Source organism: Methanoculleus taiwanensis, assembly GCF_004102725.1.
GTDB lineage: Archaea > Halobacteriota > Methanomicrobia > Methanomicrobiales > Methanoculleaceae > Methanoculleus_A > Methanoculleus_A taiwanensis.
Window position 1 is genome coordinate 75204 of record NZ_LHQS01000002.1, and the last position, 14624, is coordinate 89827.

Genomic DNA, 14624 nt, shown 5'->3' on the forward strand with positions numbered 1-14624 from the left:
CATTCCCCTGAACCGTTTCATTTTCTTTTCTGTTCGTCCGCTGACCCACGCTGCCCGGAAAGAAGTGTGCCTCGTGCAGATTCGGTTCCGGTGCATAGCCGTATCATCTATTTCCGGAGCGTTTCGCTATGCCGAAGTGGCTTTGGGCAATGAAAATCTCATGAACCCTCCTGCGGCTATGAGCCGAACCTCCGGGGCCGCTTCTCCGTGGTCACCGGTTCAGTTCTGCATCGCGGCTTTCCTCAGGGTGAACCGGATCGCAGCCCCGCGTTCCGGCTCGCCCGGTACCCGGTCTTCGACCCATATCCTGCCGCCGTAACGCTCGACGAGCATTCGGCAGATGTATAGCCCGAGACCCCGGCCGCTCTTCTCGCTGCCGCCTCTGGTGAAACGGCTGAAGAGCTGCCCTTTCATAGCGTCCGGAATACCAGGGCCGGTATCCTCGACCGTGACGCGGGCCTCGTCTTCGCGTTCTTCGACGCGGATGGTGATCTCGAGATCCTGGCCGCCGAATTTTGCGGCATTCCCGATAAGGTTCGTAAAGATCTCGGAGAGCAGACCGTCGGCGAGTACATGTACGTCCGTTCCGGCGTACCGGATTGAGGTGTCGGGGTGATGGCCGATCTCTGCCCGTATAACCTCGTCCAGTACAACGGGAGCGAGAGCGGCCCTCTCCTCGTGGATCTGCCGGATGGTGTTGACGTTTCTGATGATCTGGGTGCTCTTCTGAAGGCTCCGGTGCACCTTTTCCGTATACTCCCGTGGTTCACCCTCGAGTTCCTCCAGCAGCAGGTCGGCGTAGAGGCTGGCGGTGTTGGTCATATTGTTAATGTCGTGCGTCAGTACGTCCAGGTACAGGTTCGCCCGCTCCGTAGACTCCTGCAGATCGGCCGTCCGCTCCCGGACCTGCTCTTCAAGGGCGTCGCTGTACTCCCGGATCGTCTCCTCCGATTCTCTGATGCGCTGGATGGTCGACTTCAGGGTGCCCACCATCCTGTTGATGCTCTGTTCGAGCACCCTGACCTCCCGGGTCGCCGCGACCCGGATGGTGTGATCGAGGTCTCCGCGTGCAATAATCTCGATGTCATCGACGATCTCGGCGATAGGCCGTGTGAGTCTGCGCGTTACGACGAAGATTGCGGCGCTGCAGAGGACGATCGCCAGAAGTGCTATGGCTGTCCGGTAGAGAAGCAACTGATCGAGTTGTTGCTCGATGAGTGCCGTATTATACGTCAGTTCGATGATGAGGCTCATGTCCGACGGATACCCGGGGTCTTTCAGGTCAATGAAGAGGTAACGGATCAATTTGCCGCTACCGGTGTCCCGCACCTCGTAGTCCGACCGGGAGGGCAGGATCACCTCCGTCACAAGCCTCCTTGTCTCCGGGCTGGCTGTCGAAGCCGGTTCTCCGACTGGGTCCGCAAAGATGTTGTAGACCCTGATGGAGTCGAGGTACGGGTTGAGCGCGACGAGTTCCTGCAGATTCTCCATGGATCGTACCCTGTTCCGCTCATCGGCAAACGCTTCGGGGACAAAACCGAGTTCGAGGAGATAGCGGTGATCCGGGGTCGGCATGTACGCATATTTCCGGATCTGCCCGGTCGACTGCTTGTAGACGACCCGGTCGGCGGTGAAAGAATCTCCTAGGCGCAGCGCCGTGATATCGGCATAAAAATCGGGAATCTTCTTGAAGTCGAGCCCCTGATCGGGCGGGTAGGTGGTGTACTCGACAACGCCGCTCTCGTTGATGACGTAGAGATCGATCGTCCCACCCATCTTCTCCTTGATCCCCGCGAGATCCATCTCCGCAGGATCGCCGCCTGTCCGGTTGTACTCCTGGAGGAAGAGCGTAAAACCGGTCTTGAGCCTGTCGTTGAGAGCGTCGTCGAAGAGCTTTAACCCCGCATCGGCGTTTACGACGGATGCGCGTATGCTCTCCTCCGTAACGTTCTGCAGGGTTGCGAGATCCGAGGTCATCCTCTCCTGTTCCTGGAAGTAATCGTGGATAGAGATGGCTCCTATCGTGGGGATGACGATGAGGAGGATGGCCAGGATGAAGATATAGGTGAACGGCCAGTCTTTTTGGTCAGCATTCGTGGTTCTTGTCATGAGCCGGGACAGACGGGGGCGGGGTCTGGAGGCGCCATCCGGTATCGCTACAGCGAATATCGCCGGTGTGAGCAGTCCGCCAGGGCAGGGAAGCTCCCTGCTATCATAGCCCGGTATAGTATCTCACCGGTTTAACACTTCCTGCCCGCGGAAGATCCCTGCCGCTCCCTTCCTGCGTCGAGAAGGGGCAATCCCCCGATGTCCCTATCCAGCGCCGCTCTCTGGTGACGGGGAGTTAGTCCCCGGTCGGCTTTTTCAGGGTAAACCGGACTGCAGCTCCGCATTCCTGCCTGCCCGGCACCCGGTCCTCAGCCCATATCCTGCCGCCGTAGCGCTCGACGAGCATCCGGGAGATGTACAGTCCGAGTCCTTTCCTGCTTCCGGCCTCTGCACCCTTTCTGAACCGGTTGAAGAGCACTTCTTTCAGATCATCGGCTATTCCGGGACCGGTATCCTCAATCGAGATGAGGACGGTCTCTTCCATCTCTTCGATGCGAATGGTGACGGTCACGGCGTCACCGCCGAACTTGACCGCGTTCCCGATCAGGTTGGCGAAGACCTCGGCGAGGAGCTCGTCGGCGTATACGGTGATCGGGCGTGGTTCGTAGCGGATAGCCGCTGCCGGATAACTGGTGATCTCCATCCTGACGATCCGATCGAGATCGACTGCCTTGAGCGGTACCCCCTCCTCCTGCGCCTTTCTGATCGTCGATACGCGGTCGATGATGTCGCTGCTTACCTGCAGCCTCTGGAGCAGTTTCTCCGCATGGGCATGCCGTTCTCCCTGCAGCATCTCGGTGAGAAGGGCGGCATAGCCGAGGGTGACGGCGTTGGCATTATTGACGTCGTGGATAAGGATGTCGAGGTAGAGGTTTGCCTCCTGATTGGAGCGTTCGAGTTCTGCCTTCCGTTCCCTGACCTGCTCCTCGAGGTGCTCGCTGTGCTTGTGTATTCTCTGTTCGGAGGCTCTGAGCCGCTCAATATGCGCTTTTAAGGCGGCGACCATCGTGGTGATGCTCCGCTCGAGCCTGACGAACTCCGCCCCGCCCGACGCCCGGATCGGGTGGTCGAGATCCCCATGGGCGATCGCATCGACGTCGTCCGCTATATCGCGGATTGGCCGGGTGATACGCTTTGCGACGGGGAAGGCAACCCCCGCGGTCAGCATGATGGCGACAAGAGCGAGGAGCAGGTGGTGCATCCGTGTCTGGAACAACGCATCTGCGAGAGGTGCGGTGGTGTAGGTCATCTCGACGACGCCGTTCATCGCGAGCGCATATTCCTGGTCGCTGCGGTCGATGTAGATGAACCGGGTGAGTGTGCCGTTCTCCGGATCGATCATCTCGACGGTGTTTTTATCCCGGAGCACGGTTGCCACGATAGGCAGGGCTCCAAAATGATCGGTCGATACTCCCTCGCGTTCCACGGTTGCCTGCAGTCCGAATTCGTTGAAGATCCTGATGCCGAGCAGGTTCGGGTTCAGTGCCAGCGTCTCGTCGACGATGGACGTATACCTGAGTTCGTTGAAGTACGGCGAGTTCTCCGGGAGCGTCGTGCTGAGTTCGAGGAGGTAGCGGTGATCAGGTGTCGGCATGTAAGCATACTTCCATACACGTCCGGTATCGGATTCCCGTACCGTCCGCTCGGCGGAGAAGGTCTCCCCGAGGCGCAGCGCCGTAATGGACGCATAGTACTCCGGATAATCCCTGAAATCGAGCAGGAGATCCGGCTCATAGGTCGTGTACTCAATAACCCCGCTCTCGTTGATGATGTAGAGATCCATATCGCCGCCGAGCTCCGCTCTGACCGCTGCCAGGTTCATCGCCGCCGGGTTCCGGCCGGATCGTTCGTACTCCTCGAGGAACGGCGAAAATCCCTGCTCCACCCTCCGGTCAAGAGAGGTGTCGTAGAGCTTGCGCCCGGTATCGATCAGGTGTATCGACTGGCCGATGCTCTTCTCCGTCTGCTCCTGCAGGAGGAGGTAATTTGCGACGAGCTCGTTTTCGACCTCCCGGTCGTCCATCACCGAGATGAAACCGACGATGGGAAGGGTGATCAGGATGATCGCACAGAGCAGGTACCAGGAGAAGGAGGGCGGTTCCCGACTTTCCATGCTCTTCTTCGTCATTCCCTGCTCACCTCGGCGCCGTCATCCGGTTGTGGCTCTCCCCGGTTAAGGGTGAACCGGAACGCCGCCCCCTCTCCCGGTCTGCCCGGCACCCGTTCTCCCGTCCATATCCTGCCGCCATAGCGCTCGATGAGCATCCGGCAGATGTAAAGGCCAAGACCGCTGCCGCTCGCTCTGCTGTTCCCCCGCCTGAACCGGTTGAAGATTGTTTCCTTCAGGTCTTCAGGGATACCTGGGCCGGTGTCCTCGACTGAGACACGGATGGTCTTTTCCTGCTCCTCGACCCTTATCGCGATCGTAATGCCGGTTCCACCGAACTTGACGGCATTGCCGAGGAGATTGGTGAATATTACCGGGAGGAGTTCGTCGGCGAGGACGTACGCATCCGTTCCCGTGTAACTGATTGCGGCACAGGGATAGTGGCCGATCTCGCTTCGGATGATCCCGTCTAGATCGATACTCCTCAGGGGGAGACGGGTCTCTCGGATTCTCCGTATGGTGCTGACGTTTCTCAGTATCTGGGCGCTCTTCTCGAGCCCTTTCCTGACGTTCTTGACGTATACCTCTTCGGGCTCTCCAGCGACCTCGGAGAGGAGAAGGTCTGCGTACAGGCTTGCGACATTATTGGCGTTGCTGATGTCGTGGGTCATGATGTCGAGGTACAGGTTGACCTTCTCGCTGCTCCTCTGCAGGTCTGCCGTCCGCTCCCTGACCTGCTCCTCGAGGTGCTCGCTGTGCTCACGCTCTTTCTGCTCCGAGGCTCTGAGCCGCTCGATATGCGCTTTTAAGGCGGTGACCATCGTGGTGATGCTCCGCTCGAGCCTGACGAACTCCACCCCGCCCGACGCCCGGATCGGGTGGTCGAGATCCCCATGGGCGATCGCATCGACGTCATCCGCCATATCGCGGATTGGCCGGGTGATCCGGTGGGCTGCGATGAGCGTCAGCTCGACGGTGAGGAGGAGCGCTATCAAGGCGATGAGGGCATGCGTGAACAGCAGGCGATCGAGCTGCTCTGCGGCGAGCTTCGTGTTGTAGGCAAGCTCGACGATCAGGCTCGTATCCGCGCCGTAATCAGGGCTTGTCAGGTCGACAAATATAAACCGGACCGCATCTCCCGTTGTTCCGTTGACAAGTTCGAGATCCCGCTTCTGCTCGTATGCCTGCATGACCATGGCATGCCGGGCGTCCTCATCGGGCACCGTCTCTTTGGTGACCTGTTTTCCGCGGCTGTTGAAGATCCGGAGACTGTCGATGTTCGGGTTGAGTTCGATCACCCGTGCGACGGTATCTTTGTACTTCAGCATCGAGCGGTACTTCTGAAACTCGGATTCTGCAAGCCCGAGTTCGAGGAGATAGCGGCGGTCGGGCGTCGGCATGTACGCGTATTTTCGCAGTGCCCCGGTTGAGATCTCGTTGACGATCCGATCCGCTGCAAAGTCGCCGTTCTGCCGGAGGTCGGTGATGTACTCGTAGAAGTAGGGGATCGTTGTAAAGTCAAATCCGAGATCTGGTTTGAATGTGGTATACTCGATAACACCGCTTTCGTTGATGATGTAGAGATCCACAACCCCGCCGAGCTTTGTTTTCACGGCTTCAAGATCCATCCGGGCAGGGTCGCCGCCGGCACGTTCATACTCGGCGAGGACTGGCGTGAATCCTTCCCGCATTTCCTGTGTCAGGCTGTCGTCGAAGTGCCGGAGGCCGGTGTCGACGAGCGCGATGGAGAGGAGAATGCTCCGTTCGGTCTGGTTCTGGAGCATTCTGTCATTCGCTGCCTGCTGCTGCTCGACTCCGGCATAGTCTATGTAGGAGATGAGCACGACGACCGGGATCAGTACCAGCAGGATGGCGATGATCAGGTAGTGAGTAAAGGAGAGCGGCCGTGTTGTAGGTGTCCCGTCGTCCTTCATCTGCATCTCACCCGGCATCTCTTCCCGGATACGCCCCTCCAGGAGGGCCGCATTCTCCAGTCATGATAGATTTATTTCTATCTATTTAGGCCGTGTGGTTTGCCTGTTGAGATTGGGATTTCGCGGTATAAGACTTCTCGAATCGCGCCCCCGGTGATGCCGGGGTGTTTCCGGAGGGGAGTCGATCGGATCAGTGCGGGCGCTCGTGAGAAAACCCATTGAAAAAGGGATTGGGGAGCCTTCGGAACGGCTCCCGATAGTGGTTGTATTGTGGTCTTGCGGGGTTTACATCATGCCGGGCATGCCGCCCATGCCGCCCATGCCGCCCATTGCGGCCATCTCTTCGGGGCTGGGTCCGCCGCCGCCGCCCATCTTGGAGGCAGCGATGACGTCGTCGATCCGGAGGATCATGACGGCTGCTTCGGCTGCGCTCGCGACCGCCTGGGTCTTGACCCGGAGGGGCTCGACGACGCCTGCCTTGAGCATGTCGTCGGCCTTGCCTTCGAAGACGTTGAGACCCATGAACCTGGCGTTCTTGCCGCCCTTCTCGTGGGCTGCACGGAGTGCGACGAGCATGTCGATCGGGTCGAGACCGGCGTTCTCCGCGAGCGTGCGCGGGATGATCTCAAGGGCGTTTGCGAACGCCTCGATGGCGAGCTGAGCCCGGCCGCCGACGCTGGCCGCATAGTCCCGGAGCCGGAGCGAGAGCTCGATCTCGGGTGCGCCGCCGCCGGCGACGAACTTCTTGTCCTCGACGGCAACGCTGACCACACGGAGTGCGTCTTCGATGGCGCGGTCGAGCTCGTCGACGACGTGCTCGGTGCCGCCGCGGATGATGATCGAGACCGCCTTCGGGTTCTCGCACTCGGTGACGAAGATCATCTCTTCGCCGGAGACCTTCTTCTCCTCGACAACGCCTGCCTTTCCGAGTTCCTCGGGGGCGATGGCGTCGATGCTGCTGACGACGGATGCGCCGGTTGCACGGGCGAGTTTCTCCATGTCGCTCTTCTTGACACGGCGGACCGCGAAGATGCCTGCCTTTGCGAGGTAGTGCTGGGCGATGTCGTCGATACCCTTCTGGCAGAAGAGGACGTTCGCGTTGCTCGCGACGACCTTGTCGACGATGCCGCGGATCATCCGCTCTTCCTCATCGAGGAACATCTGAAGCTGGTCGGGGCTCGTGATGCTGATCTCGGCGTCGACCTCGGTCTTCTTGAACTCGACTGCTGCGTTGAGGAGCAGAATCCGGGCGTTCTCGACCTTGCGGGGCATGGCGGGGTGGACGCGCTCCTTGTCGACGATCATGCCTTCGATGATCTCGGAAGCCTCGATGGAGCCGCCGACCTTCTTCTCGACCTTGACAAAGTCGGTGTCGACGGTGCCGTCTGCATCGGCGACCATGGTGATTGCCTTGACGACGAGATCGGTGAGTTTCTCCTTTGCCGCCTCTGCACCCTTGCCGGTCATGGCGGTGTCGGCGATCTTGCGGAGCATCTCGACCTCGGTCGGCTTGACATCGATCGCAATATCCTTGAGGATCTCCTGTGCCTTATCTGCTGCCATGCGGTAGCCGTGGGCGATGACGGTGGGGTGCACGTCCTGCTCGAGGAGGTCCTCGGCACGCTTCAGGAGTTCGCCTGCAACGACAACTGCGGTGGTGGTACCGTCGCCGACCTCATCGTCCTGAGTCTTGGCGATCTCGACCATCATCTTTGCCGCGGGGTGCTCGATATCCATCTCCTTGAGGATGGTTACCCCGTCGTTGGTGATGACGACGTCACCGATGGTGTCGACGAGCATCTTGTCCATGCCCTTCGGACCGAGCGTTGTCCGAACAGCACTCGCAACGGCCTTTGCTGCTGAAATGTTTGCTCCCTGTGCGTCACGACCGCGGGTACGCTGGCTACCCTCTTTCAGAATGAAAATTGGTTGTCCTCCTAAACTTGACATTGCTATCACCGTTGTTAAGCGATAGAAATGTAGGTTTGTGGTTCTATATAAAATTTTCTAGTCTTGAATCATATCGATGAGTTCCGAGCCCTCTTCAAGGGAGTGAAGATGCTCTTCTCCGATGAGAAGCGTTTTCCCGATCTTTTTCCGTTTTTTATAGTCTGTTATGACGCAGACTGCATGGGTTCTCGTTATCTGCGAGATGTTTCCGATAAGGGAAGCGCGCTTGACGATCTTCTGCGCCGATCCGTACGCGGTCAGGATCGTATGCTCTTCAAAGAGCACGAGCGCCTGGAACGGTGCCTGCCGCATGGCATGAATCTCCATGCCCATCCTCTCGAGATCGGTGAGAGCGTCGGCCCTGGTCTGGTCCGGTACATCCTCGGCCGGCGTGTGGTAATCGACGATGTCGATCGATTCGACGAGGGATGCGTTGAAGAGCTCTTCGAGTTTGATGGCGATATCGAGTGTCGTGCCCATCCCGCTCTCATATTTGCTGATAGTCCGCCGCGAAACGCCGAGTTTCGATGCAAGGTCGCCGAGCGACATCTGTGAACGCTCCCGCATCTGGCGGATCAGGTCGCCCTTGATCCTGACGTAGAGTCCTCCGGGGGATGCATAGACCATCGGGGAGATACCTTCGGTAAAATAATCGTACAGCGTCTCGGGGCTGATGGCGAAGAGGCCGTACCGGAGGTAGACGACGCCACGCTCGAGCTCCGCATCCCGTGCCCGCTCACCGACGATGAGGGGCGTTGCGCCTATGTAGCGTGCGATCTGGTTGAGATCGAAGGCGATATCGGCACTCACACTGTCGATATGGGAGACTACCTTGATGATGAGGAGCGTATCGCCGCGTTTTCCGATGAGATCAAAGCTCCGGGGGCGGATGTTGCACCGTTCCGATACATCGTACCCCGCAAGGAGCATGATACTGACGACCATCTGTGGTAGACGATCCTGTGACATTTCCCGTAAGAATCGATATAGTGTGAGAACAATATAAAATAGAAGGTTATGCGGATCGGGATCGATGACACGGATTCGCCGGCAGGCATGTGCACGACATACCTCGGAGCCGTGCTGATCCGCCGCCTCGGGGATATCGGCATCCGTGTCCGGGAGGCACGGCTCGTCCGCTTAAACCCGAATGTGATCTACAAGACACGGGGGAACGCGGCGATCTGCCTTGAGGCTGAAGGGGATGCCGGGCGCGCTTTCTCCGTCGCCTGCGCGTGTGTCGAGGAGCTTGCGGAGTTTGCCGCGGAAGGAACCAATCCCGGGGTGGTGGTCGCAGAATGCATCCCTCCTCCCGATTTCTACTATGCCGCGCTTCGGAGTTTCTGCACAATCGACGATGCCTGCAGGGTGCTTGAGGATGCCGGTGCACGTTACCGCGGCTACAAGAACCGGCGCGGGCTGATTGGTGCGACGGCGGCAGTTGCGAGCGACCTCCCTGACCGCACCTACGAACTGCTGGCGTACCGAAAGCAGGACCGGTGGGGTACCCCGCGGCAGGTGGAGAAGGTCAGTCTCTTTCGTGCGGAGGCGGCGACGTATCCGCATACCTGGGACTCGGTCGACCGCGAGAACGGTGTGGTTGTCTGCGTTCCGCATACGCCCGATCCGGTGCTCTTCGGCATCCGCGGCGAGAGTCCTGCCTGGGTTATGCGGGCACGGGAGTATGTCGTCTCCGAAGAACCGGCCTGTGAGGCTGTCTACGTCACCAACCAGGGCACGGACGCTCATCTTCTCGCGGGATCGATCGGCGATCTGGTTGAGGGGCACTCATACCTCGCCCGGGGGCGGATCGCCGCCGAACCGGTGACCGGCATCGGCGGTCACGTCTCGGTCCTGCTCGAAGATAGGGAGGATGCCGTCCGCTGCATGGCCTATGAGCCGACCAAGCAGTTCCGGAGTATTGTCAGGCAGCTTCTTCCCGGGGACGAGGTGATCGTTGCCGGGAGTTTCAAGGGCGGCAGTATCAACCTTGAGAAGATCGGTATCCGCTCTCTCGCCGATGCGGCTGCCCTCCGACCGCCTCTCTGTGCGACCTGCGGGAAGCGGATGACCAGTGCAGGGAAGGAGAAAGGCTACAAGTGCAGGACCTGCAGTGCACGGGCGGATGAACCCGAAAGGTTTTTCCCGCCCCGCGGGGTGCAACCGGGGTGGTATGAAGTGCCCCCGACGGCACGGCGCCACCTTGCAAAACCGCTGGTGCGGGGGGCTCCGGATAATCCCGTGGCCTGACCGGTGTTTTCGTTCCGTGCTGCCGGGGGCATCTCGTCCCGGCATCGTTGCTCCGGGAGGGCTTGCCTGAAGGTGTCAAGTGAAAAAGACTGACTTATTTAACTTATTCTTATTTTAATGTGAATTGGCTAATCAAGTATGGTGATCCCGGAACGGGTGTACGTGATGAAACGGTCGGAACGTTCTATCGTCCGGCGCGGGACGGATCGGAGCCGATGACTGACGATCTCCGGGGCATGATGCCCGGGTGGGTGCAGAGAAGGCCGAATGCCCTCCGGAAACTCTTCCGGTGGCCTCCTCTGCACCTGCCCATCAAGAGATGGTTCGTTCCAAACTCAATATTCCCGGTGCGGTGTAGACGGGATCGCCCCGTGCCGGGTGCCAACATCTCCTGTTGACACCCCTTTTTTCGATTTGATTCACTCGCGTTCTGCGCCTCTCCCCCTCTCTCTGGGGATAGTTTGATCCTTCTCCCTGTCCTGCCCGGAACGGGGCATCGCCGGCGGAATAAAAAAAGGAGAGGTGCGGTTACCGCTCGCTTTAGAGCTCGTAGACTTTTGTCCCCTCTTCCGCTCCGTCACCGCTGAGCTGAAAGCCGTTCTTCTCAAGAACCCGGATCGATGCCGTGAGATGGGGGTAGGTATGAGCGATGATCCGCCTGCCCGGATACGCGTGCCGTATCCGGGCAAGGAGGCCTCGAACACCTTCCGTGGCGTACCCGCGGTGCTGGTGCTCCCGCGCGACGGAGTAGCCGATCTCGAGAGTTCCATCGTCGTGCACCAGGAGCCCGCCGTTTCCGACGAGCGTTCGCGGTACTGCCTCGCCCTCTCGTGTCACCCAGTAGTAGGTCTCGACGCGGGGGGTCGCTTCGCTGAGCCGCTCGATAAACTCCTCGAGAACTTCAGGTGTCACCTCGTCCGGCGGCCAGGATGCCGGAATCCGGGCATCGAGTGCAATGCCCAGCGACTGGCGGTCGAAGCGATCACAGGTCAGGAGCTCGACCGTTGCCGGTATGAGTTCCATTCGTTCGGTCCGTATGCAGACAGGTTTCATACGTGGTCAACACTTTCCAGTAGTCGTATGGCAGGCGTGCGCCCGCAGCGAGGCGACCCGGTTCGTGAGGCGGAAGATCTCCTTAACGGTTCAGAAGCCGTCGAACCTCTCTTCTCCGGCCGCATGCGGGCAACAGTGGTCGGGAGCGAAGGTTCAACCATGGCATCACCGAAGGAAAATCTCTGCGCCTGCAATAAATACTCGTCGCCCTCCCGGAGACGGTGTTATCGTTTATTGGGTATGAACGCCAATCCTCTAGTGAACTGGTGCAATTCATCATGACCATACACTGCGGGGATGCGGTAGAGCAGGCAGAGATTCGCCCCGGGATGACGGTCGGCGAACTCATGGACGAGCTCGGCCGGGCGGGCGCCTACAATGCCGGGTCGCTCTGGAAGGCAGCGGGTATTTACGAACGGATGCTCCGTGACGAGGAGGCAACACGGTTCTTCGGGCTTGCCGGCGCTATGGTGCCCGCGGGCATGGGGGGTATCGTCTCGGATCTGATCCGGCGGGGGCATATCGACGTTCTCGTCTCCACCGGTGCCAACCTCACGCACGATATCATCGAGGCGATAGGGTGCCGTCACTACCACGGCACCGCAGCCTGTTCCGACATTGAGCTCCGCGAAGAGGAGATCAACCGGATCTACGACGTCTTCCTCCCGAACGAAGCGTTCATCCGTTTCGAAGCGTTTCTGCAGGATGTCTTCGGCGAGCTCGAGGAGGGTTCCGTCGTCTCGATCAGCGATCTCCTGCGGGCGATCGGCGGGCGCCTGGAGAGCGGCATCCTTGCGGCGGCGGCAGAGAAAGAGATCCCGGTATACTGTCCTGCTATTCAGGACTCGATGATCGGGCTCCAGTACTGGCTCTTTTCCCAGACGCACCGTGTGGTTGTGGATGCCTTCGCCGATATGCCGGCACTGCTCGACCGCTGCTTTACGGCGGAGCGTGCGGGTGCGCTGCTCGTCGGCGGGGGTGTACCGAAGAACTACATCCTCCAGAGCATGCTCATGACCGAGAAAGGCTTTGAGTACGCCGTCCAGCTGACGGGTGACCGGCCCGACCTCGGCGGCCTCTCCGGGGCGACACTCGACGAAGCCCGCTCCTGGGGAAAGATCACCGAAGAGGCGACAGCCGCGACCGTATACGGCGATGCCACGATCAATCTGCCGCTGCTCGTCGCGGCGGTGCTCGAGAGGCTGGAAGCATGACCGAACTCATCCTCGCCCTTGATGTCCTCGACCGGAAATCGGCGATTGCAATAGCAGAGGCCTCTGCCCCTCACGTCGACGCGATTAAGATCGGGTATCCGCTGGTTCTCGCCGCAGGCCTCGGGATCGCCCGCGACCTCGGCGGCCTCGGCCTTCCGCTGATCGCCGATTTCAAGGTGGCCGATATCCCGAACACGAACCGCCTGATCTGCGAACAGGTCTTCGCGGCAGGATTCGATGCGATCATCGCACACGGATTCACCGGTTCCGATGCCGCGCGGGCATGCGTTGCAGCGGCGCACGAGACCGGCGGGGCGTGCTATATCGTTGCCGAGATGAGCCACCCCGGGGCGACCGAGTTCTTCCACGGGGGCACCGCCGAACGGCTTGCCGAGCTCGCGGTCACATCGCGTGCGGACGGTATCATCGCACCGGCAACCCGGCCGGAACGGATCGCGGTTCTCCGCGGGATCATCGGCAGCCGGACGATCTACTCTCCGGGTGTCGGGGCTCAGGGAGGCGACCCCGCGGTGGTGGCACGGCTGGTCGACGGTGTGATCGTCGGAAGAAGTATCTACGAGGCGCCCGACCCGGCCGCCGAGGCTGAACGTTACGCTGCCCGTATCCGCCAGTGATGAGTATTCCGTTCCGATCCCGTCGGTGCACCCGCACTGACGGGGATGACGAACCCTATGAGTTGCCTGAGGCGGATGCGGAGATGAGGACTTCTGAAGATTTTAAATACCGTCCTGCATAAGTGATAGTATGAACTGGAGCCCACAGCAGCGAACAATTGTAGAAAAGTATCAGAGGCTCGAGGATATCCCCGTTGAGGAGCGGAGATACAAATGCCATACCTGTCACTTTGTTGTGGACGAAATGCCCTGCCCCCACTGCGGCGAGACGCACCTTGAGATCATGTGCCCGCTCGATCACTGCTCCTGCCATCACACCATCGTCGAGCGGATTGAGTACTGTCCGCTCTGCGGCCGTGCCGTATGTCCGGAGTGCGGCAGTCACGACGTCGTCCAGATAAGCAGAGTGACCGGCTACATGCAGGACGTTGCTGGCTGGAATGCGGGGAAACAGCAGGAACTGAAGGACCGGGTTCACTACTCCGCCGTATGAGATACTTTCTTCGGGATACCACTCTTTTTCTTCGGGGAGCTTTTCGGGCGGCAAGCACCGGCCCCGGTGGCGGCTTTGCCAGGGTCACGACAATCTTCAACCACGCCGTTCCGAAGAACTTCGACCCTGCAGATGTTTCCCGGTACATGGGCGGGATCGTTACCGAACAGGGTTTTTCAAACGAATATTTCGGGCTGCTGACGGCAGTCCCGATGTGGAACCTCTGTATCCTTCAGTATGACTTTATCACGGTCTTCGTCACTGCCGCGGTGACCAACAGAAATCCCGACCCGCCCCATACAATTAACGTCGTCGTCTCGTCCCGGGAGGGTATGGCCGATGCGGCGCTCCTCGAGACGATCATCACGGTGACGGAAGCGAAAGCAGAGGCGCTCCGGTCTATGGGGCATGCATTCACCGGCACGACGACCGATGCCGTGGTGGTTGCGTGTGAGGGTGACGCCCCTCTGCATGAGTTTGCCGGTACGCTGACCGAGGTTGGCCGGCGCGTCTACGCGGCGGTGCTCTTCGGCGTTCAGGAGGCACTGAAACGCGAGGAAGGTGCGGTGCATCGGAGTCGCCCTTCGTTCTTCATCTTCAGCAGGTACGGCGGAGAGCACTGGGTGGAGTGGATGCCCGAAGCGTGTCCGTACTATCCCTGCCACTTCGAAGGGCAGCGGTGTGATTTCTGCTACTGCCCGTACTATCCGTGCAAGGATGAGACGCTCGGTGAATGGGTGGAGAGTTCCAGCGGCGGAAAGGTCTGGGCGTGCACGAAGTGCCTGCTCCTGCATATTCCGGAAGTAGCGGAGTATGTAAAAAGAAATCCGGAAGCGTCACTCACCGAAGTGAAGCGCTTTTCGGATAGTCTCTGAAATG

The 14624-nt window shown here is 59.7% G+C and carries 11 protein-coding genes; 5 read left to right on the forward strand and 6 right to left on the reverse strand.

The genetic code is table 11. The annotated features are described in order from the left end of the window. Positions 1-219 precede the first annotated feature (219 nt). From ABH15_RS05115 to ABH15_RS05135, 5 genes are all read right to left on the reverse strand, one after another. Positions 220-2109, reverse strand: coding sequence for a sensor histidine kinase (locus ABH15_RS05115; protein ID WP_128693311.1), 1890 nt, complete (start codon positions 2107-2109; stop codon positions 220-222). Positions 2110-2344: 235 nt separating this feature from the next. Further along, positions 2345-4237 (reverse strand): sensor histidine kinase, encoded by a 1893-nt coding sequence (locus ABH15_RS05120; protein ID WP_241648023.1) that lies wholly within the window; start codon positions 4235-4237, stop codon positions 2345-2347. Further along, complete coding sequence (locus ABH15_RS05125; protein WP_241648024.1) at positions 4234-6156, reverse strand: sensor histidine kinase; 1923 nt, start codon at positions 6154-6156, stop codon at positions 4234-4236. Before ABH15_RS05125 ends, ABH15_RS05120 begins: the two co-directional genes overlap by 4 nt. 279 nt (positions 6157-6435) lie before the next feature. Then, positions 6436-8100, reverse strand: a complete 1665-nt coding sequence (gene thsA, locus ABH15_RS05130) for a thermosome subunit alpha (protein WP_128693312.1) — start codon at positions 8098-8100, stop codon at positions 6436-6438. Positions 8101-8157: 57 nt separating this feature from the next. Next, a complete protein-coding gene (locus ABH15_RS05135; protein ID WP_128693313.1) occupies positions 8158-9069 on the reverse strand; it encodes a transcriptional regulator in 912 nt (303 codons plus the stop codon). Between the two features lie 48 nt (positions 9070-9117). Between ABH15_RS05135 and ABH15_RS05140 the strand changes: the two genes are divergently transcribed. Next, the gene (locus tag ABH15_RS05140) at positions 9118-10350 is read left to right on the forward strand and encodes a tRNA(Ile)(2)-agmatinylcytidine synthase (RefSeq protein WP_128693314.1); all 1233 of its coding nucleotides are present in this window, start codon (positions 9118-9120) and stop codon (positions 10348-10350) included. A 540-nt stretch (positions 10351-10890) separates the two neighbouring features. Here the strand turns inward: ABH15_RS05140 and ABH15_RS05145 are convergent. After that, positions 10891-11373, reverse strand: a complete 483-nt coding sequence (locus ABH15_RS05145; protein WP_164913643.1) for a GNAT family N-acetyltransferase — start codon at positions 11371-11373, stop codon at positions 10891-10893. Positions 11374-11681: 308 nt separating this feature from the next. Here ABH15_RS05145 and ABH15_RS05150 point away from each other — a divergent pair, with 308 nt between their 5' ends. The 4 genes from ABH15_RS05150 (at position 11682) to ABH15_RS05165 (ending at position 14620) form a co-directional block, all read left to right on the forward strand. Further along, positions 11682-12617 carry a deoxyhypusine synthase gene (locus ABH15_RS05150; RefSeq protein WP_128693316.1) on the forward strand — a complete coding sequence of 312 codons (936 nt, stop codon included), beginning with the start codon at positions 11682-11684 and terminating at the stop codon, positions 12615-12617. Beyond that, complete coding sequence (pyrF, locus tag ABH15_RS05155; RefSeq protein WP_128693317.1) at positions 12614-13252, forward strand: orotidine-5'-phosphate decarboxylase; 639 nt, start codon at positions 12614-12616, stop codon at positions 13250-13252. Before ABH15_RS05150 ends, pyrF begins: the two co-directional genes overlap by 4 nt. 130 nt (positions 13253-13382) lie before the next feature. Beyond that, positions 13383-13745 carry an anaerobic ribonucleoside-triphosphate reductase gene (gene nrdD, locus ABH15_RS05160; protein ID WP_128693318.1) on the forward strand — a complete coding sequence of 121 codons (363 nt, stop codon included), beginning with the start codon at positions 13383-13385 and terminating at the stop codon, positions 13743-13745. After that, on the forward strand, positions 13742-14620 hold the full coding sequence (locus ABH15_RS05165) for an adenosylcobinamide amidohydrolase (protein ID WP_128693319.1): 879 nt from the start codon (positions 13742-13744) through the stop codon (positions 14618-14620). Before nrdD ends, ABH15_RS05165 begins: the two co-directional genes overlap by 4 nt. Positions 14621-14624: the final 4 nt, after the last annotated feature.